This is a genomic window from Campylobacter sp. 2014D-0259 (assembly GCF_008000505.1).
Taxonomy (GTDB): Bacteria; Campylobacterota; Campylobacteria; order Campylobacterales; family Campylobacteraceae; genus Campylobacter_D; species Campylobacter_D jejuni.
In genome coordinates this window covers 152,153-170,276 of sequence record NZ_VOAQ01000016.1, presented here as the reverse complement: position 1 = coordinate 170,276, position 18,124 = coordinate 152,153, and the positions used below count along the sequence as shown (strand labels likewise).

Genomic DNA, 18,124 nt, shown 5'->3' with positions numbered 1-18,124 from the left:
GATTTATGGAGAAAGGAGATGAAGCATTTAAGAAGGCTTTTGCAAATAATATTGGACAAGAGATTCAAAATAGAACTGATTTAACTAGCGAAGAAAAGGCGGAAATTGCATTAGCAGCTTCTGCTCATGCAGGTTTTAGCGTTCTTGGAAATGGTGCTGAAATTCAATCAAGTGCAAGTTCAAAAAGAGGTATAGGAAATGTTGAAACTTTTTCAGAAGCTCAAAAAGCTGCATATAATGAAATAATGGAAAGAGCTTCTCTTAAAACTCTATCTACCACAAAAGGTATGGATTCTTCTTGGAGTAATACGCTTTCAGGTGGCGATTCTACAGCTTATTCAAAAATGGTTGGATATACTCAAAGCTATACCCAAACAGAACAAGGTATTCAATCTGTTAGTACTAATAATATTGACAATACACTTAATGTGGTTGCAAGAGATCTTGCTGCTGGAGATAATAAAGACTTTAGCAATCTTAATACAGCTCAACAAAATGAATACTTTGCAAAAGCAGATAATTATGTATCCGATATGGTTAAGAATGATCCTGCACAACTTGCACAATATAATAGTCAATATGGCGCTCAAAGCATTGTTAGTCCAAATAACACTACTATGCCACACGCTGCAGGTATGAATTTTAAAACCATTGATGGATCAGAAAGAAGTGTTTTAACTCAATCTAATTTAAATCAAGATCAAGTAAATCAAAGTAGTAAAAGAACAAGCAACACTACAACAATGCCAGATAGTCAAGAAGTTAAAAGCGGAGCAACTCACTCGCAAATAGCTCAAGATAATAAAAAAGGAAGTAATGCTATTAGGGAAACTTCTAAAAATTGGAATCCTATTGGAAAAGATACTCCTTCTATTTAAACAAAAGGCTTTATAGCCTTTTGTTTAAAGATAAAATAGAATCTAAAATAGCACAATTTACAGAAAAAGCTATAAAAAACAACGATAATATAAAAACTAATGCAATAAAAGCAATTACGACAGATTTAACAGTTGTTAATACTCCTAAATAAACTCCAATTAAAATCGAAATTGAAATTAGTAAGAGAAAACATAAGAGAAATAAAATTTTATTAATTATTTTAGTTTCCCTTTTTTCTGTATTTCTGTTTTTTAGAAAAATCATATAAAAACTTAAAATTGAAAAAAACAACACAATAAATATTAAAAAGCTAACAACTAAGTATGTGGAAAGCATAATATTACTCCTTGACTAATAACTTATTCATATTTTTAATAAAATTATACCATATTTTAATAAATTTTGAAAGTATTTTTGCTATAAAATGCCTATTTTTTAGTGGTTTGAAACGGATTTCTTTTTTTTATTTAACTATGTCAATTTTTAAGTGCTTATTTTATAAGACTTTATAGCGCTATTTGCAAGATCAGCTAAGAATTTACTTCTATTATCGCTTATTGTATCTATTGCCTCTACTAAGCTTTTAGGCAAGGTAATATTAATTCTAATTTTTGCTTCATTATCAATAGGTTCTTTAATATAATCACCTTTTTCAAGCATAACTTCTAATGCTCCTTTAAATGCTTCTTTGAGATCTTTTAAGGCTTCTATTTCATTTTCACCATCTCCCATAATATAAGGGAAATCTTTATATCTTGCAAAATATCCTCCGCCATCTTTTTCATCAAGTTTTTTTATAATAATTTCATAAGGTAGATTAAGATAGTAATCTAAGTCTTTCATCATTCATTCTCCTGTTATAGCTTTTAAAACCATTTTGACATATATAGCCTTTATAGGGCGTTTAAATGGAATAGTAATAAGATCACATTCTTCTTTTCTTGAATTGATAATGTGATCCGCCTTTATTAAAACATTCATAACCTTCGCTTTCTAATAAAATCTTAAGCGTTTCAAAGCGCACATTGTTAGGATTATTTTTTAAATCTTTAATAATTTTATCTTTTTTACTCACTATAATATTCTTATGAGTATGTATTATACACACTTTTTATTAAGTATCACTTATAAACCGATCGCAATTCTTTTAATCTTGTTGTCTTTGTATGTTTAATTGAAAGTATTAAGACTGAGATTATTGAGCTGCGTTTTGAAACGGATTTCTTTTTTATTTGACTTGGAAAAATGAATGAGAATTTGTAGTTTCATGTACTAACAAAGGCAAGGGGCTTTTCTGTCCTGCGGTTTTGTTAAAAATACTTCCATTTTAAACTTAAAAAACCTAAAGTTTAGATATAATCTCACAAAACGCTTACTATGTCGTTTCATAGTTAGCCTTGATTGATAAATTTCCGCCAAGAGTGAAAACTCAAGGCGGATTTTTTATTATAGCGAATCTTGTTTTTTGCTTTTCTAATTTTTTACCAATCTTTTCTATTTTTTTGTAAAAGTATTTTTGCTATGAATTTCTCATAACCGAAAGCCACGTCTCTTTCGGTTAAATGTTTTTTAGTATAAATGTATTAAGCTTAGACTAAGCGTGGTTTTTATAAAATTTTTCAATGATTATATCAAATGAGCTTGATTATCTCATTAATTAATTCTAAGACAAGAACTAAAAATTCAATGATCTTACTCATCATGTCTCTTTCTTGTAACCGAAAGAGTAGCCATGCCTAATATGCTTTAATTATAGTATTTTTGAATAAATGTTTTATCATCTTATTGATTATTTGTGTGATAGAATTTCCTTTCCGCAAATCAATGCACCTTAATACTTTTAGTCTCTTGTTAATTTTCTTATTTTTGGATATCTTTATAATCAAATACAAAAAACTTCTTATAAAAATAGTTTTTATCTTTTTTATTATGTCTTTTTGTGTAAGCATTTAAAATAAACTCCTTAAGCTAATTTCTCCTAACTTTTTAAAACAAAAAATAAAAAGTTAGGAGAAAAGTTAGGGAAAAATTTTTAAAATGGATTTTAACGGAAAAATTTAATTTAGATTTTAGATAGTTTTAAAGTCCTATTTTATAGATATTTTTTAAGTTTTATATTTATGTTAATTTATGTAGTTAGCAGTATAAATGGTGCGGTTAGCGAGATTTGAACTCGCACACGCGGAGCGCACCACCCCCTCAAGATGGCGTGTCTACCAATTCCACCATAACCGCATAGAAAAAAGCCCAAAAAGGGCTTTGATAAGTTTTATTGTAAAACTATAAAAGGATTTGCGTAAAGTGCTATTAGCGCGATAACAAGAGCATAGATAACTTGTGCTTCAATCATCGCTAAAGCGATAAACATAGTTGTCATTAATTTTGGCCCAAGACCAGGGTTTCTAGCTGTTCCTGCAATTGTTGCCGCTGCAGTATTACCCATACCGATAGCACCACCAAGTGCTGCAACGCCAAGACCTAAGCCTGCTGCAAGAACTGAAAATGCTTTAATCCATACATTAATAGCTTCTTGCTCTACTGGAGCATTAGTTTCAGCTGCAAAAGCTACTGCTGCACATGCTAATAATAAAAAAAGAACTTTTTTCATTATCTTAACCTTTCTATAAAAAAAATTTTTTTCAATTTTTAAATCAGTTCGGCTTGCGTATCCCTACTTAAGACTTAAAAATAAAGCCGAATTATAACCAAAAGTATCTTTATTTTTATTGAAATTTACAAAAATTCACATTTTTGATTTAAATTTGATTGTTTTCAATAAAGCTTAAAAGTTTTTTTGCTTTAATAATATTTTAAAATAATTTTTAAGTTAAGGTTGCAACATTGAGTTCTAAATTTTCAAAAATAGGTTTCATTTTAGCGGTAGCAGGTTCAGCAGTGGGCTTGGGTAATGCTTGGAAATTTCCAACACTAGTAGGTCAAAGTGGTGGATCTGCTTTTATCTTGCTTTATATAATTCTTACTTTGGGTGTAGGTTTTGTGATATTTTTAGCTGAGCTTAGCATAGGAAAAATTAGTGAAAAAGATCCGGTTAATGCCTATGAAAAGTTAGCACCTTCAAATAAAAAAGCTTGGTCTTATGTTGGTTTTACTATGGTGGGGGCGATTTTAATAGTTTCTTTTTATACCTTGGTGATTGGCTGGATAGTTAAATATGTGTTTTTAAGTATCACTGGAAATTTGCCTATGGATCTAGAAGTAAGTAAAGCACAGTTTGGATTTTTTACAAGTGAGGATTTTTTAAGTCAGTTTATTTGTTTTACTTTGGTTTTTTTATGTGTTTTTTATATTGTTTCTAAAGGTGTTAAGAATGGGATTGAAAAGTTAAATGTTTGGATGATGCCTTCATTATTTATTTTACTAATCTTGATGCTTGTTTATGCTATTAGTAAAGATGGTTTTATGATGGCGGTTAAATTTCTTTTTGTGCCTGATTTTTCCAAAATCAACACTTCAAATGTTCTTGAAGCTTTAGGACTTGCCTTTTTTAGTCTTTCTTTGGGTGTTGGGACGATTATTACTTATTCTGCTAGTCTGCCTGATAAAACTAATTTTATTACCAGTACTTTAAATATTATTTTTATCAATCTTTTAGTTGGTCTATTAATGGGTTTGGTTGTTTTCACTTTTATCTTTGAATTTGGTTACAATCCTAATCAGCAAGGACCAGGGCTTGTTTTTATTTCCTTGGCTACTTTATTTGAAAAAATTGGGGTGATCGGTTGTATTTTTGGAGCAGCGTTTTTTATTTCTTTAATCTTTGCTGGTATTACTTCAGCTGTTTCAATGATAGAGCCTTTTGCTTTTTATCTTATTAATACTTTTGGTATGAGCCGTAAAAAAGCTTTGATTTTAATAGGAATTGTTGTTTATATTTTAGGAATGTTGTGTATTTTATCTTCTTTAAAAAGTACTCAGTTTGGATTTTTTGGAATGAGTTTTTTTGATTTGCTTGATAGTATTTCAAGTAAGGTTATTATGCCTTTAGGTGGAATTTTGGCAGCTATTTTTGTGGGATTTGTGATGAAAAAAGAAGCTTTAAAAATTTTATTTGAACCTTATATGAGGGGTATATTTTTTGAACTTTGGTATGTGTTTTTGAGATTTATTTCCCCTTTGGCTGTTGTTATAGTTATGATAGCCGCTTTTTTAAAGTGAGTTTGAAAAATAATGAGAACATATTTTTCAAAAATCGGTTTTGTATTGGCTGTTGCTGGTGGAGCTGTTGGTTTAGGTAATGCTTGGAAATTCCCAACTTTAAGCGCAGAAAATGGCGGTTTTGTTTTTGTGCTTTTATATTTGTTTTTTACTTTAACCATAGGATTTAGTATTTTTTTGGCTGAAGTGGCTATGGGACGTTTAAGTAAAAGTGATCTTGCAAATGCTTATTCAAATCTTGCCATAAAATATGGCAATAGATGGCGATATGGCGGCGTTTTTATGTTAGGTGGTATTTTTGTTCTCTCTTTTTATCTAGTTATTATGGGATGGGTTTTAAAATATACTGTAGTTAGTCTTTATTATCTTCCTAAAACCTTAGATGAAGCAGCAAGTAATTTTCAGAATTTAATTACTACAAATTTGACAAGTTCTGTTTTTTTCTTCATTTTATCTTTTTTTCTTACTTTATTAATAGTATCTAAAGGTTTAATCAAAGGGATTGAAAAATTAAACGTTGTTATAATGCCTAGCTTATTTTTAATGCTTGTTTTTATGTTGTTTTATTGTATGGGATTTAAGCAAGGTTTTGCAAATGCTTTTTCTTATTTATTTTATCCTGATTTTTCACATTTTAAATTTAGCTCTATTGCCGAAGCTTTAGGGCTTGCATTTTTTACCTTATGCTTGGGAATAGGTTGTATAGTTACATATTCATCAGCCTTGGATAAAAAAACAAATTTTATAAAAAGTTCAGTGTATATTGTTTTGATTAACTTATTGATTTCTTTTATCATGGGACTTATTGTTTTTACTTTTATCTTTGAATTTGGAGCCGATCCGCATACTCAAGGAGCAGGAATTGTTTTTGTATCCTTGATGAGTTTGTTTAATCAACTTGGAGCTTTAGGCTATATTTTTGCATTTTGTTTTTTCTTAGCACTTTTTTTTGCTGGTATTACTTCAGCTGTTTCAATGATAGAGCCTTTAACTTTTTATATGATTAATAACTATCAAATTTCTCGTGTTAAAGCTCTATTTTTAATAGGTTTATTTGTTTTTGTTTTTGGAATTTGTTGTATCTTGTCATTAAATTTAAATTTTTTTTCTATGTTTAGTTTTTTTGGCAAAGATTTTTTTACTTTATTAGATAAATTAACTTCAAATTTTTTACTTCCACTTGGTGCTATAGTATGCTCTATATTTGTAGGTTTTTTTATGAATAAAAAACAAATTTATAAAATTTTTTCTAAATTTATAAGTAGAAAAATTTTCTTAATTTGGTTGTTTTTTATTCGTTTTATATCGCCTATAGCAATAATTTTGGTAATGTGTTATCAAATTTTTGTATAATAATGAAAAAATATTTTTTTTAAGGAAAAATAATGGCTAAAAAATTCATCGATGTAATGGATACAAGCTTTAGAGATGGTTTTCAGTCCGTTTATGGGGCTAGGGTTTTAATGGATGATTTTTTTCCTGCAGTAGAAGCAGCAAAAGAAGCAGGCATTACACATTTTGAATTTGGCGGTGGTGCTAGATTTCAAAGCTTGTATTTTTATCTTAATGAAGATGCTTTTGCCATGATGGATAGATTTAGAGCTATTGTAGGAAAAGATGCCAATCTTCAAACTTTAGCAAGAGGGGTCAATACCGTTACTTTAGACACTGGAAGTAGTGAGCTTATTGATTTGCATGCAAAACTTTTTGCAAAACACGGTACTACAACGATAAGAAATTTTGATGCCCTTAATGATGTAAATAATTTAAAATTTAGTGGTGAATGTATAGTAAAATATGGGTTAAAGCATGAAATTACTATCACTTTAATGGATTTACCGTCAAATTGTAAAGGTGCCCATGATGTGCCTTTTTATGAAAAAATTTTAAAAGAAATTTTAGCAGCAGAAATTCCTTTTCATAGTATTTGTTTCAAAGATGCAAGTGGAACTTCTAATCCAAATAAAATTTATGAAACCATTAAAATGGCTAGAAAAATTTTACCTCAAGATACACACATTAGGCTTCATACGCATGAAACTGCAGGAGTGAGTATAGCTTGCTATCTTGCAGCACTTGAAGCAGGTGTTGATGGTATCGATTTGGCTGCAGCTCCTGTAAGTGGTGGAACTTCTCAGCCTGATATTTTAACCATGATGCATGCCTTAAAAGATAAAGATTATGATTTAGGTGGATTTGAAGAAGAAAAAATTCTAAAATACGAAGAAGTTTTAAAAGATTGTTTAAAAGAGTATTTTTTACCCCCTGAAGCTACTATGGTAAATCCACTTATTCCTTTTTCTCCTATGCCAGGAGGAGCTTTAACGGCAAATACACAAATGATGAGGGATAATAATATTTTAGATAAATTTCCACAGGTCATTCATGCTATGAGAGAAGTTGTAGAAAAAGGTGGATTTGGTACTTCGGTTACTCCAGTTTCTCAATTTTATTTTCAACAAGCATTTAATAATGTTATGTTTGGGCCTTGGAAAAAAATCGCAGAAGGTTATGGAAAAATGGTGCTTGGTTATTTTGGAAAAACTCCAGTTGCACCCGATGCAAACATTATTGAGCTTGCTTCAAAACAACTTAATTTAGAACCTACTACAGAGCTTGCTATAAATATAGCTGATAAAGATGAGAGTAAAAGTATAGCTTATACCAAAACCTTGCTTGAAAAAGAGGGTATAGAAACGAGTGAAGAAAATATATTTGTTGCAGCAGCTTGTAAAGAAAAAGGTATAGCATTTTTAAAAGGAGAGGCAAAGGTAAATGTACGCAAATTAGCCAGTATGCCAAAACCTATGAGTGTAGATGAAAACAAATTTACCGTAGCTGTAAATGGTAATAAATATCATGTAGAAGTAAGTTATGGTTTTGATAAAGATGTTAATGTTAAAAGTGTGAAAAAAGTAGAAGAAAATAAAAATATTATTTCTTCAAATTCGACAAGTTCTGTCGATGCTGAAAATGAAGTTTTAGCGGGTATTTCGGGTAATGTTTTTAAAATTTATGTTAACGAAGGCGAAGAAGTAAAATCAGGTCAAGCTATCATGGTTTTAGAAGCAATGAAAATGGAGATTGAGGTTAATGCTCCAAAAGATGGAATTATTTCAGAGCTTTGTATTAAAATAGGCGATACTGTTAATGAAGGCGAAGTATTAGCTATTTACAAGAATTAAAGTGAGGGAAAAATGAAAAAATTTGATAATTTAGGTTTAGATAATATAAAGGAAATTTTTCATAATTTAAGTTATGATGAATTAAATGCTCATGAAAAAGCAAATAATGAAGGTTTAAGCACGGATAATGATACTTTTTGTGTGGATACGGGAATTTTTACAGGTAGAAGTCCTAAAGATAAATATTTTGTAAAACAAGATCCATCTAGTAAATATATAGCTTGGGGGAAGATAAACCAGCCTATTACAAAAGAATTATTTGATAAACTTTTAACTAAAGCAAAGCAAGAGTTAAGTGGAAAGAAAATTTATGTTCAAGATGCTTTTTGCGGTGCTTCTTTGCAAAGTCGCAAAGCAGTAAGATTTGTTACTGAAATTGCATGGCAAGCGCATTTTGTTAAAAATATGTTTATTCGCCCAAGTCAAGAGGAACTTGAGAATTTTAAAGCAGATTTTATTGTTTATAATGCTTGCAAATGTATTAATGAAGATTATAAACAAGATGGTTTAAATTCAGAGGTTTTTGTGATCTTTAATGTTGAAGAAAATATAGCGGTTATTGGTGGAACTTGGTATGGTGGAGAAATGAAAAAAGGTATTTTTTCTATGATGAATTATTGGTTGCCACTAGAAAATAAACTTTCTATGCATTGTAGTGCAAATGTCGGAGAAAAAGACGATGTGGCACTTTTCTTTGGACTTAGCGGTACAGGAAAAACTACGCTTTCAACCGATCCAAAAAGAAGACTCATAGGTGATGATGAGCATGGCTGGGATGATGAAGGTGTGTTTAATTTTGAGGGCGGTTGTTATGCAAAAACAATCAATCTTGATCCTGAGCATGAGCCTGAAATTTATGGCGCGATTAAAAGAAATGCACTTTTAGAAAATGTAGTTTTAAGAGCTGATAAGAGTGTTGATTATGCTGATGCTTCAAAAACAGAAAATACGAGAGTTTCTTATCCTATAGAGCATATTGAAAATCATGAGCCTAGCTTAAAAGCAGGGCATCCAAAAAATATTATATTTTTAAGTGCAGATGCTTTTGGAATTTTGCCTCCGGTGAGTAAATTAAGCAAAGAACAGGCTATGTATTATTTTTTAAGCGGTTATACAGCAAAAGTAGCTGGAACTGAGCGTGGTATAACAGAGCCTCAAGCAACTTTTTCAGCTTGCTTTGGAGAACCTTTTATGCCTTTACATCCAACGGTTTATGCGAGATTGCTTGGTGAAAAGATTGAAAAACATGAAGTTAATGTTTATCTTGTTAATACGGGTTGGAGCGGTGGAAGTTACGGTGTAGGTAAAAGAATGAGTATTAAGGCTACTAGGGCTTGCATTAATGCTATTTTAGATGGGAGTATTGCAAAATGCGAATTTGAAAATTTTGAAGTGTTTAATTTAGCTATTCCAAAAGCTTTAGAAGGTGTAGAAAGCACGCTTTTAAATCCTATAAATACTTGGTTAGATAAAAATGCCTATACTGAAACAAGAGATAAGCTAGCACATATGTTTGTGCAAAATTTCAAACGCTATGAAGATGTCAAAGAAGGTATTGAATTTAGCAAATTTGGACCAAAAATTTAAGGTATTTAAATGAAAAATGAAATGTGGTCAGGACGCTTTAGCGGTGCAAGCGATGAGCTTTTAAAAGAATTTAATGCGAGTTTAAATGTAGATAAAACTTTGTTTAATGAAGATATACAAGGATCTATAGCGCATGCTACAATGCTTGAAAGTTGTGGTATTTTAAAAAAAGAAGAATTAGATGCTATTATAAAAGGCTTAGAACAAGTTAAAAGTGAAATAGAGCAAGGTAAATTTGTTTTTGATATCAAAGATGAAGATATACATATGGCCATAGAAAAGCGTTTAAGCGAGATTATAGGCAGTGAAATTGGTGGAAGACTACATACTGCAAGAAGTAGAAATGACCAAGTGGCTACTGATTTTAAACTTTTTGTAAAAAAATCTCACATAGAACTTTTAAAACTTTTAAAAGAATTGATTCAAACCATGCTCGAACATGCTAAAGTGCATAAAAAAACTATTATGCCAAGTTTTACACATTTACAACACGCTCAGCCTGTGAGTTTTTCTTTTTATATCTTAGCTTATGCTTTTATGTTAATGCGAGATATTAAGCGTTTACAAAATAGCCTAGAACTTGCAGACTTTTCGCCACTTGGTTCTTGTGCATGTGCAGGAACAAGCTATGCTACCAATCGTGAGTTGAGTGCTGAAATTTTAGGATTTAAAGATATTATGCCAAATGCTATGGATGGAGTGAGTGATAGGGATTTTGCTCTTGATTTGCTTTATGATATAGCAGTTATTTTTACACACACTTCAAGACTTTGTGAGGAAATGATTTTATTTTCAAGCTCAGAATTTTCTTTTATAACCATAAGTGATAGTTTTTCAACGGGAAGTTCTATTATGCCTCAGAAAAAAAATCCCGATGTTTGTGAGCTTATACGTGGAAAAACAGGGCGTGTTTATGGAAATTTGATTTCTCTCTTAACTATAATGAAAGCTTTACCTTTAGCTTATAATAAAGATATGCAAGAAGATAAAGAGGGGCTTTTTGATAGTGTAAAAACGGCTAAAGATAGCTTAATTATCTTAAATGCAATGTTAAAAGAAATACAAATCAACAAAGAAAATATGCTTAATGCTTGTAAAAAAGGTCATTTGTTGGCTACCGATTTGGCAGATTATTTGGTGCGTGAAAAAAATATTCCTTTTAGAAAAGCACATTTTATAGTGGGAAATGTTGTTGCACAAGCTGAAGCACAAGGCATTGATATAAGTGAAATTAAAGATCTTTCAAAAATAGATCCTGTATTTGATGAAAAAGCTATGGAACTTTTAAATTTTGAATTTTCTTTAAATTCTAAGCAAAGTGAAGGCTCAAGTTCTATTGCAAGCGTAGAAAAGCAAATTCAAATTTTGGAAGGTTTTATTCAAAATTTATAAATATTGTTTAGGCTATTTTGCCTAAACATTGAATCTAAAATGCATTACATCGCCATCTAAAACGATATAGTCTTTTCCTTCAAGGCGTAGCTTTCCTGCTTCTTTGGCGCCATTTTCGCCTTTGTATTGGATATAATCTTCATAGGAAATAACTTCAGCTTTTATGAAACCTTTTTCAAAGTCATTGTGAATTACACTTGCTGCTTTTGGTGCTTTCCAACCTTTTTTGATTGTCCAAGAACGCACTTCAACTACACCAGCGGTAAAATAACTGATCAGTCCAAGCTTAGCAAAAGCAGTGCGTATGATTTGATCAAGACCGCTTTCGTTAACTCCTAGAGAACTTAAAAATTCATGACTTTCTTCATCACTTAATCCTACTAATTCTTCTTCGATTTTTGCACAAAGCTTGATAACTTCATGATCATTTTTTTTAGCATATTCTTTTAAAGCTTTTACATAATCATTATCTTCACTAATACCATTTTCATTAACATTTGCACCATAAATCACTTCTTTAGCAGAAAGCAGTCTTAATTCTTTGATTAAGGCTTGATAAATTTCACTTTCTTTTTCAGGGTAAGAACTTGCAGCTAAGCCTTTGTTTAAATGATCAAGTAAGGAATTTGCAAGTTCGAGACTTTCTTTAGCACCCTTTTGATTGGCTTTGGCTTCTTTGGTGAGTTTTTCTATTTTTTTACTAAGTTGCTCAATATCTGCTAAAATAAGCTCTGTATTGATAATTTCTACATCACGTAAAGGATCAACTCCACCTTCAACATGGGTGATATTTTCTTCATCAAAACAACGCACTATGTGTAAAATAACCTCAGTTTCACGTATATTTGAAAGAAATTTATTTCCCAAGCCTTCGCCTTTACTTGCACCTTTAACAAGTCCAGCGATATCTACAAATTCTATTAAAGAATGCATAATTTTTTCAGGTTTTACGATTTTGGCAAGTTCATTAAGTCTTAAATCAGGAACTTCAACCATGGCTTTGTTAGGCTCTATGGTGCAGAAAGGATAGTTTGCGCTTTGGGCATTTTGTGCTTTAGTTAAAGCATTAAAAGTCGTTGATTTGCCAACATTTGGAAGTCCTACTATACCTACACTTAAACTCATTTAGCTTTCCTTAAAATTTGAATTAAATAATTAACGCACATTCTAACTCCAGCTCCACCTGCGCCAAAACTAGAATATCCCCAAGATTTTTCTGTATAAGCAGGTCCTGCTATGTCAAGATGTAGCCATTTGTCTTTATATTCTTTACGAATAAATTTATCTAAAAATAATCCTGCGGTAATTGCACCTCCGTAGCGACTAGAGGCAGTGTTGCTAACATCAGCAATATTTGATTTTATAAGTTCTCTTAAGTGAGGGTTGAAATGTAAGATTGTGGTATATTCTCCACTTTTTTTGGAGCTTAGATAAAAATCATTTTGCAATTCTTCATTATTTCCCATAATAGCGCTTGTAAATTCTCCAAGTCCTACAACGCAAGCTCCAGTAAGAGTTGCCATATCGATAAGTAAATCAGGTTTTAAATCCTGTGCAAAAGAAAGACAATCGGCTAAAACCAAGCGTCCTTCAGCATCTGTATTTCTTACCTCTATGCTTACACCTTCACGACTGATTAACACATCATCAGGCTTATAAGCATTGCCGCCTATCATATTTTCAGTTGCACCTAAAATGCAATGCACTTCTAAATCTAAAGCAAGTTCAGCTACGGCTTTTATGATTCCCATTGCTGCTGCTGCACCGCTTTTATCAGCTTTCATTGTAAGCATAAAATCAGCTGGTTTTAAGCTTAATCCACCGCTATCGTAAGTTAAGCCTTTTCCAACAAATACAACACGTTTTTTTGCATTTGTGGCTTTATAACTTAGATGAATGAGGCGTGGAGGATGTACTGAGGCGCGATTTACTGCTAAAAAGGCATTCATTTTTTCTTTAGCTAAAAATTTTTCATCATAAATTTTACAAGTGATGTTTTTATTTTCTTTAGCTAAATTTTGTGCATCTTCTGCCATTTTTAAAGGGGTGTAAATTTCAGGAATTTCATTGACTATATTTTTGGTAAAATTTGTAGCATTGGCTAAAATTTCTCCACGCTCTAAACCTATCTTAGCTTCATCTTTATTAAATTTTTTACCATTTAATTCTTCACTTGAAATAATAAATCTTTCTAAAGTTCTTGTTTTTTTCTCGCTTTTATATTTGTCAAATTTATAAGCTCCAAAAAGTACGCCTTCAACTAAAGATGCAAAACTTCTAACTACACAATCTCCTATTATGCTAGGAAGTTTTACGCTTTTAATATTAAGTTTCTCAAGAGTTTTATATGCTGTGCAAAGACTTAATCTTATATCCTCATAAGCAAGACTTTTAAGCTCTAAATAAAGCTTTTTATTGTTTAAGTCTAATAATGCACCTTCACCTTTGTAATTATTAAGTTTAAAAAAATCTTTTTCTTTGTTAAAAATTTTTAAATTTTTATCCTGTATAAAAACAAGTTCAAAGTCTGCTTTTATAGCATCTAGTTTTTTATCGTTTAATTCAAATTTCATGATTTTTTCCTTTTATCTTTAAGTATAGCTTTTTCCATTTGTTTAAAACCAAATAATAAAAGGGATAAAAAAGCTATAATAATAATGGCTGCATAATACCAATGTTCTTCAGCCCAAGTCACCATCTTCCAAATTTGTTCTCCAAAATACCAAGCTAAAAGTATAGTGATTGATGCCCAAACCCAAGCACTAAAAAGATTGATAATAGCAAATTTTTTTGCACTATAACGCGTGATTCCTATACTCATAGGTATAATGGTTCTAAAGCCATACATATAGCGTTGTATAAAAATAATAGGCCAACCAAAACGTTGTAAAAGTAGGTGTGCTACTGCAAATTTACGCCTTTGAGTTTTTAATTTTTTTTGTATGTAGCGTTTATTATATCTTCCTATATAGAAATAAATTTGATCGCCTACAAAACCGCCAAGACCTGCTATAAATATAACAAAGCCTAAATTTACATGTCCTTGATGGGCAAAAATACCTGCTAAAATTAAAGCTAACTCTCCTTCTAAAATACACCATAAAAAAATAATAATATAAGCTAGATCTTTGTATTGGTAAAGTAAATTTTTTAAAAATTCTTCCATTTGTACCTTTCTATAGTTTTAAATTTCTAAAACACTATAAACTGAAGTAAGTTTTTCAAGTTTATTTGCTCCATTTAAATCTTTAAGATTCATTAAAAAACAAGCTTCAACACATTTTGCTCCAGCTTTTTGAATGAGTTCATATGAAGCTATAGCTGTTCCGCCAGTTGCTATTAAATCATCTACAAGTAAAACTCTTGCATTTTGAATATTTTTAAATGCATCTTTATGAAGTTCTACTTTATCGCTGCCATATTCAAGATCGTATTCGCAGCTAAAGGTTTCAAAAGGGAGTTTTCCAGGTTTTCTAATAGGCACAAAAGGAAGATTAAGTTTTGCACAAATCATAGATGCAAAGATAAATCCTCTGCTTTCTGTTCCTGCTATGAAGTCTAGATTGTAATCTTTGTAGCGTTCTTTTAAATGTTTAAGTAGAAAATTTAAAGCCTCTTTGTTATTTAGTAGAGTGGTAATATCTCTAAAGATAATTCCTTTTTTTGGAAAATCAGGAATAATTCTAATGCTATCAAGCAGGTATTTTTGTTCTTCTTGTGTTAGTTTTATCATAATAATGCCTCGATTTTTGCTTCTAATTCTTTAATTCTTTGTCTTAGTTTGTCATTTTCCAAACGATATTGAGAATTTCTAGTTCTTAAAGATGTAAGGTCTGCTTTGATTTTATTAAGTTCTTCTGTGAGTATATCTATATTTCCAAGACTTCTTTGAAGTTGAATTTGTAGTTTTCTAATGACAATCTCAGTATCATCAAGATTGTTTTTGATAAAATCTTTTGATGTTTTTTCTTTATTAAGTAGAGTTTTATAGTAAAACAACATTACAATAAGATAGATAGTTGCACAAATCAATATAGTTAAAACAAGCCAGTTTGTAAACATTATATTTTTACCTCAATTTTTTGAATTCTTTGCATATGTCTCCCTTCTTCAAAAGGAGTTTGAATGAATTTTTCTATAATATCTATAGCTAATTCAACCCCGATTAATCTTCCGCCTAATGCCAAAACATTGGCATCATTATGCCTTCTTGCAAGTTCTGCACTTAAGCTTTCATGACATAATGCACAACGAATGTTTTTATGACGATTTGCTGCAATAGAAATTCCAATTCCACTTCCACAAATAAGAATGCCAAAGCTTCGTTCGTCTATTTTTTCGGCAAGTAAATGTGCATAATCAGGATAATCGCAGCTTGCGCAAGTGTTTGTTCCTAAATCGTTAAAAATTATATTTTTTTCTTTTAAAAATACGCAAATTTTTTCTTTTAATTCAAAACCAGCATGATCACTAGCAATATAAATTTTTTCCCTAAGCATTGGTTTCCTACATTACTATATAAAATAAGATAAAAACCTAATCTTATCATATTAAATCATAAAAACAGCTTTTCTTTTTTTAAAAATAAGCTTTATTTTTCTTTATATATGTTAGAATTACGTGACAAGAAAAATAAAATTTCAATAAATTAAGGGGAGAAGAAAATGAAGCTCATACTCATAGGATCTTCAACAGGTGGTCCTAATCAGCTTAAATTTCTTTTAAAGGATATTGATATAAAAAATACTTGTGTAGTTATAGCTCAACACATGAGTGCCAGTTTTATTCCATCTTTTGTGGGGCAATTTAATAAAGAAGCTTTTAGTGAAGTGTGCTTATTGAATGATAAAGAGATATTAAGCAATAAAATTTATATTTGCCCTAAAAATACTATTTTATCTGGAAATTTAAATATTGTAGCCGCTTGGCAAGATGTGGCTTCAAGCTTTAAACCGAGTGTGGATTTACTTTTTCATTCCGCTGTTTCTTTGGTAAAAACAAATAAAATACTTGCTATTATTTTAACGGGCATGGGAGATGATGGTGCAAAAGGTTTATTTGAGCTTTATAAAACAGGAGTTAGATGTTTATGCGAGAATGAAGCAGATAGTGTCGTTTATGGTATGCCAAAAAGAGCAAAAGATATGAATCCGCATTTAAAACCTATGAGCTTAAAAGAAATTAAAAAAGAAATTGTAAATTTTATTGATCAGGATTAATAAAAGGAAAATTGCATGGAAAAAAAAATAACTCCTAGCGAATTAGAACTTAATGAATTTATAAAAATTATCAACGAAATGAGCGGTATTGATTTAACCGATAAAAAAAATATACTAGCTTTAAAGTTGAATAAATTTCTTGAAGGAACTAATACTAAAAATTTTTCCGAATTTTTGGGAAAATTAAAAAGCAATAGACAACTTAAACAAGAAACTTTAGATTTTGTAACCATAGGTGAAACTTATTTTTTAAGAGAATTGGCTCAATTGAAAGAAATAATTTATTATGCCAAAAGCTTAGAAAAGAGAGTAAATATCCTAAGTGCCCCTTGTTCAAGTGGAGAAGAGGTATATTCTTTGGCATTATTGGCTGCACAGAATTTTATTAAAGATATGTATATTTTAGGCATTGATATTAATTCAAGCGTGATTGAAAAAGCAAAACTTGGAAAATATCAAGGAAGAACTTTACAGCGATTGAGCGAGAGTGAAAAAAGAAGGTTTTTTTTAGAAAGCGAAGATAAATTTTATACTATTAATAAAAATGAGCTTTGTACTTGTAAATTTGAACTTTGCAATGTTTTTGAAGAAAAATTTTCAAGATTGGGAAAATTTGATATTATAGCTTCTAGAAATATGATTATTTATTTTGATCATGAATCAAAACTAAAACTTATGGAGAGATTTCATAGAATTTTAAATGATAAAGGAAGGCTTTATGTTGGCAATGCTGATTTAATTCCAGAGACTATTTATTTTAAAAAGATTTTCTCTCCAAGAGGTGTTTACTATGAAAAAGTATAAATTCTAAAAATTACTAAAAGTTACACTTTAGAAATTTATTAGTAAAAATAAGTTACATTTTGAAGTAGTTTTCTTTATTTAATGATAAAATAATTTTAATTAATTTTATATTTAGTTAAAAATAAAGGAAAAAACTTGATTGAATTAAAAAATGTAAACAAATACTACGGAACTCATCATGTTCTAAAGAATATTAATCTTTCTGTTAAAGAAGGTGAGAAGCTTGTTATTATAGGTCCAAGTGGAAGTGGAAAAAGTACAACTATCCGTTGCATGAATGGGCTTGAAGAAGTTAGTTCAGGCGAGGTCGTAGTTAACAATCTTGTTTTAAATCATAAAAATAAAATTGAAATTTGTCGAAAATATTGTGCAATGGTTTTTCAGCATTTTAATTTATATCCACATATGACGGTTTTGCAAAATTTGACCTTAGCTCCAATGAAACTTCAAAAAAAATCTAAAAAAGAAGCTGAAGAAACAGCTTTTAAGTATTTAAAAGTCGTAGGTTTAGTGGATAAAGCAAATGTTTATCCAGCAACCCTTTCAGGCGGACAACAACAACGCGTTGCTATAGCAAGATCACTTTGTACTAAAAAACCCTATATTTTATTTGATGAACCTACTTCAGCCCTTGATCCAGAAACCATACAAGAGGTTTTAGATGTAATGAAAGAAATTTCACATCAAAGCAATACTACCATGGTGGTTGTTACACACGAAATGGGTTTTGCAAAAGAAGTAGCAGATAGGATTATTTTTATGGAAGATGGTGCTATTGTGGAAGAAAATATTCCTAGTGAATTTTTCTCAAATCCAAAAACTGAAAGAGCGCGACTCTTTTTAGGGAAAATTCTTAAAAATTAACCAAAATTGAAAGGAGAA

Annotated in this window: 18 protein-coding genes, 1 tRNA gene and 1 pseudogene; 10 read left to right on the top strand and 10 right to left on the bottom strand. The window is 30.4% G+C overall.

What is annotated here, in order from left to right; translation table 11 throughout:
* Nucleotides 1-5 precede the first annotated feature (5 nt).
* Together SR63_RS04015 and SR63_RS08625 are read left to right on the top strand one after the other, a co-directional pair.
* Complete coding sequence (locus tag SR63_RS04015) at nucleotides 6-878, top strand: hypothetical protein (RefSeq protein ID WP_002866006.1); 873 nt, start codon at nucleotides 6-8, stop codon at nucleotides 876-878.
* Nucleotides 879-898: 20 nt separating this feature from the next.
* The gene (locus tag SR63_RS08625) at nucleotides 899-1,030 is read left to right on the top strand and encodes a hypothetical protein (protein ID WP_002853808.1); all 132 of its coding nucleotides are present in this window, start codon (nucleotides 899-901) and stop codon (nucleotides 1,028-1,030) included.
* A gap of 332 nt (nucleotides 1,031-1,362) precedes the next feature.
* Here SR63_RS08625 and SR63_RS04010 read toward each other — a convergent pair whose 3' ends face one another.
* The 4 genes and pseudogenes from SR63_RS04010 to SR63_RS03990 all read right to left on the bottom strand — a co-directional run bounded on the left by SR63_RS04010 (nucleotide 1,363) and on the right by SR63_RS03990 (nucleotide 3,487).
* On the bottom strand, nucleotides 1,363-1,722 hold the full coding sequence (locus SR63_RS04010) for a type II toxin-antitoxin system HicB family antitoxin (protein WP_002779573.1): 360 nt from the start codon (nucleotides 1,720-1,722) through the stop codon (nucleotides 1,363-1,365).
* A gap of 3 nt (nucleotides 1,723-1,725) precedes the next feature.
* Nucleotides 1,726-1,954, bottom strand: a pseudogene (locus SR63_RS04005) (type II toxin-antitoxin system HicA family toxin).
* 1,074 nt (nucleotides 1,955-3,028) lie between these two features.
* Nucleotides 3,029-3,114: transfer RNA gene (locus SR63_RS03995), tRNA-Leu, on the bottom strand.
* Between the two features lie 34 nt (nucleotides 3,115-3,148).
* Nucleotides 3,149-3,487, bottom strand: a complete 339-nt coding sequence (locus tag SR63_RS03990; protein ID WP_002853683.1) for a F0F1 ATP synthase subunit C — start codon at nucleotides 3,485-3,487, stop codon at nucleotides 3,149-3,151.
* A gap of 233 nt (nucleotides 3,488-3,720) precedes the next feature.
* Here SR63_RS03990 and SR63_RS03985 point away from each other — a divergent pair, with 233 nt between their 5' ends.
* The 5 genes from SR63_RS03985 to argH are packed head-to-tail and all read left to right on the top strand — an operon-like array spanning nucleotide 3,721 to nucleotide 11,219.
* Nucleotides 3,721-5,055: a sodium-dependent transporter gene (locus SR63_RS03985; RefSeq protein ID WP_012006702.1), complete on the top strand. Its 1,335-nt coding sequence runs from the start codon at nucleotides 3,721-3,723 to the stop codon at nucleotides 5,053-5,055.
* A 12-nt stretch (nucleotides 5,056-5,067) separates the two neighbouring features.
* Nucleotides 5,068-6,408 (top strand): sodium-dependent transporter, encoded by a 1,341-nt coding sequence (locus tag SR63_RS03980; RefSeq protein ID WP_002866010.1) that lies wholly within the window; start codon nucleotides 5,068-5,070, stop codon nucleotides 6,406-6,408.
* A gap of 32 nt (nucleotides 6,409-6,440) precedes the next feature.
* Complete coding sequence (locus SR63_RS03975; protein ID WP_002866011.1) at nucleotides 6,441-8,240, top strand: biotin/lipoyl-containing protein; 1,800 nt, start codon at nucleotides 6,441-6,443, stop codon at nucleotides 8,238-8,240.
* A 12-nt stretch (nucleotides 8,241-8,252) separates the two neighbouring features.
* The gene (gene pckA / locus SR63_RS03970) at nucleotides 8,253-9,827 is read left to right on the top strand and encodes a phosphoenolpyruvate carboxykinase (ATP) (protein ID WP_002866012.1); all 1,575 of its coding nucleotides are present in this window, start codon (nucleotides 8,253-8,255) and stop codon (nucleotides 9,825-9,827) included.
* Nucleotides 9,828-9,836: 9 nt separating this feature from the next.
* A complete protein-coding gene (gene argH, locus SR63_RS03965; protein ID WP_002866013.1) occupies nucleotides 9,837-11,219 on the top strand; it encodes an argininosuccinate lyase in 1,383 nt (460 codons plus the stop codon).
* 21 nt (nucleotides 11,220-11,240) lie between these two features.
* Here the strand turns inward: argH and ychF are convergent, their stop codons facing one another.
* From ychF to rpiB, 6 genes are read right to left on the bottom strand one after another with little or no spacing between them, the layout of a single operon-like run.
* Entirely contained in the window at nucleotides 11,241-12,344 is a 1,104-nt protein-coding gene (ychF, locus tag SR63_RS03960; RefSeq protein WP_002866014.1) for a redox-regulated ATPase YchF, read from the bottom strand.
* Nucleotides 12,341-13,792, bottom strand: a complete 1,452-nt coding sequence (locus SR63_RS03955; protein ID WP_002877145.1) for a leucyl aminopeptidase — start codon at nucleotides 13,790-13,792, stop codon at nucleotides 12,341-12,343. Before SR63_RS03955 ends, ychF begins: the two co-directional genes overlap by 4 nt.
* Nucleotides 13,789-14,385, bottom strand: a complete 597-nt coding sequence (locus SR63_RS03950; protein WP_002854047.1) for a DedA family protein — start codon at nucleotides 14,383-14,385, stop codon at nucleotides 13,789-13,791. The genes SR63_RS03955 and SR63_RS03950 overlap by 4 nt, the downstream gene beginning before the upstream one ends.
* 18 nt (nucleotides 14,386-14,403) lie before the next feature.
* Nucleotides 14,404-14,952, bottom strand: a complete 549-nt coding sequence (gene apt / locus SR63_RS03945) for an adenine phosphoribosyltransferase (protein ID WP_002865899.1) — start codon at nucleotides 14,950-14,952, stop codon at nucleotides 14,404-14,406.
* On the bottom strand, nucleotides 14,949-15,281 hold the full coding sequence (locus SR63_RS03940) for a membrane protein (RefSeq protein ID WP_002853247.1): 333 nt from the start codon (nucleotides 15,279-15,281) through the stop codon (nucleotides 14,949-14,951). Before SR63_RS03940 ends, apt begins: the two co-directional genes overlap by 4 nt.
* Nucleotides 15,281-15,718 (bottom strand): ribose 5-phosphate isomerase B, encoded by a 438-nt coding sequence (gene rpiB / locus SR63_RS03935; RefSeq protein WP_002856024.1) that lies wholly within the window; start codon nucleotides 15,716-15,718, stop codon nucleotides 15,281-15,283. The genes SR63_RS03940 and rpiB overlap by 1 nt, the downstream gene beginning before the upstream one ends.
* Nucleotides 15,719-15,883: 165 nt before the next feature.
* On the opposite strand from rpiB, the gene SR63_RS03930 reads away from it, so the two are divergent.
* The 3 genes from SR63_RS03930 to SR63_RS03920 all read left to right on the top strand — a co-directional run bounded on the left by SR63_RS03930 (nucleotide 15,884) and on the right by SR63_RS03920 (nucleotide 18,106).
* Nucleotides 15,884-16,438: a CheB methylesterase domain-containing protein gene (locus SR63_RS03930; RefSeq protein WP_002865900.1), complete on the top strand. Its 555-nt coding sequence runs from the start codon at nucleotides 15,884-15,886 to the stop codon at nucleotides 16,436-16,438.
* Between the two features lie 15 nt (nucleotides 16,439-16,453).
* Nucleotides 16,454-17,242 carry a CheR family methyltransferase gene (locus SR63_RS03925; RefSeq protein ID WP_002865901.1) on the top strand — a complete coding sequence of 263 codons (789 nt, stop codon included), beginning with the start codon at nucleotides 16,454-16,456 and terminating at the stop codon, nucleotides 17,240-17,242.
* A 135-nt stretch (nucleotides 17,243-17,377) separates the two neighbouring features.
* Nucleotides 17,378-18,106, top strand: a complete 729-nt coding sequence (locus SR63_RS03920) for an amino acid ABC transporter ATP-binding protein (RefSeq protein WP_002865902.1) — start codon at nucleotides 17,378-17,380, stop codon at nucleotides 18,104-18,106.
* The last annotated feature ends 18 nt before the right edge of the window (nucleotides 18,107-18,124 follow it).

What these genes read in the sequence shown, in the direction of transcription:
- SR63_RS03990 (WP_002853683.1), bottom strand. Translation starts at nt 3,487, where the DNA reads ATGAAAAAAGTTCTTTTTTTATTATTAGCATGTGCAGCAGTAGCTTTT.
- SR63_RS03930 (WP_002865900.1), top strand. Translation starts at nt 15,884, where the DNA reads ATGAAGCTCATACTCATAGGATCTTCAACAGGTGGTCCTAATCAGCTT.
- ychF (WP_002866014.1), bottom strand. Translation starts at nt 12,344, where the DNA reads ATGAGTTTAAGTGTAGGTATAGTAGGACTTCCAAATGTTGGCAAATCA.
- apt (WP_002865899.1), bottom strand. Translation starts at nt 14,952, where the DNA reads ATGATAAAACTAACACAAGAAGAACAAAAATACCTGCTTGATAGCATT.
- SR63_RS03980 (WP_002866010.1), top strand. Translation starts at nt 5,068, where the DNA reads ATGAGAACATATTTTTCAAAAATCGGTTTTGTATTGGCTGTTGCTGGT.
- SR63_RS03950 (WP_002854047.1), bottom strand. Translation starts at nt 14,385, where the DNA reads ATGGAAGAATTTTTAAAAAATTTACTTTACCAATACAAAGATCTAGCT.
- SR63_RS04010 (WP_002779573.1), bottom strand. Translation starts at nt 1,722, where the DNA reads ATGAAAGACTTAGATTACTATCTTAATCTACCTTATGAAATTATTATA.
- SR63_RS03925 (WP_002865901.1), top strand. Translation starts at nt 16,454, where the DNA reads ATGGAAAAAAAAATAACTCCTAGCGAATTAGAACTTAATGAATTTATA.
- SR63_RS03975 (WP_002866011.1), top strand. Translation starts at nt 6,441, where the DNA reads ATGGCTAAAAAATTCATCGATGTAATGGATACAAGCTTTAGAGATGGT.
- pckA (WP_002866012.1), top strand. Translation starts at nt 8,253, where the DNA reads ATGAAAAAATTTGATAATTTAGGTTTAGATAATATAAAGGAAATTTTT.
- SR63_RS04015 (WP_002866006.1), top strand. Translation starts at nt 6, where the DNA reads ATGGAGAAAGGAGATGAAGCATTTAAGAAGGCTTTTGCAAATAATATT.
- argH (WP_002866013.1), top strand. Translation starts at nt 9,837, where the DNA reads ATGAAAAATGAAATGTGGTCAGGACGCTTTAGCGGTGCAAGCGATGAG.
- SR63_RS03940 (WP_002853247.1), bottom strand. Translation starts at nt 15,281, where the DNA reads ATGTTTACAAACTGGCTTGTTTTAACTATATTGATTTGTGCAACTATC.
- SR63_RS03955 (WP_002877145.1), bottom strand. Translation starts at nt 13,792, where the DNA reads ATGAAATTTGAATTAAACGATAAAAAACTAGATGCTATAAAAGCAGAC.
- rpiB (WP_002856024.1), bottom strand. Translation starts at nt 15,718, where the DNA reads ATGCTTAGGGAAAAAATTTATATTGCTAGTGATCATGCTGGTTTTGAA.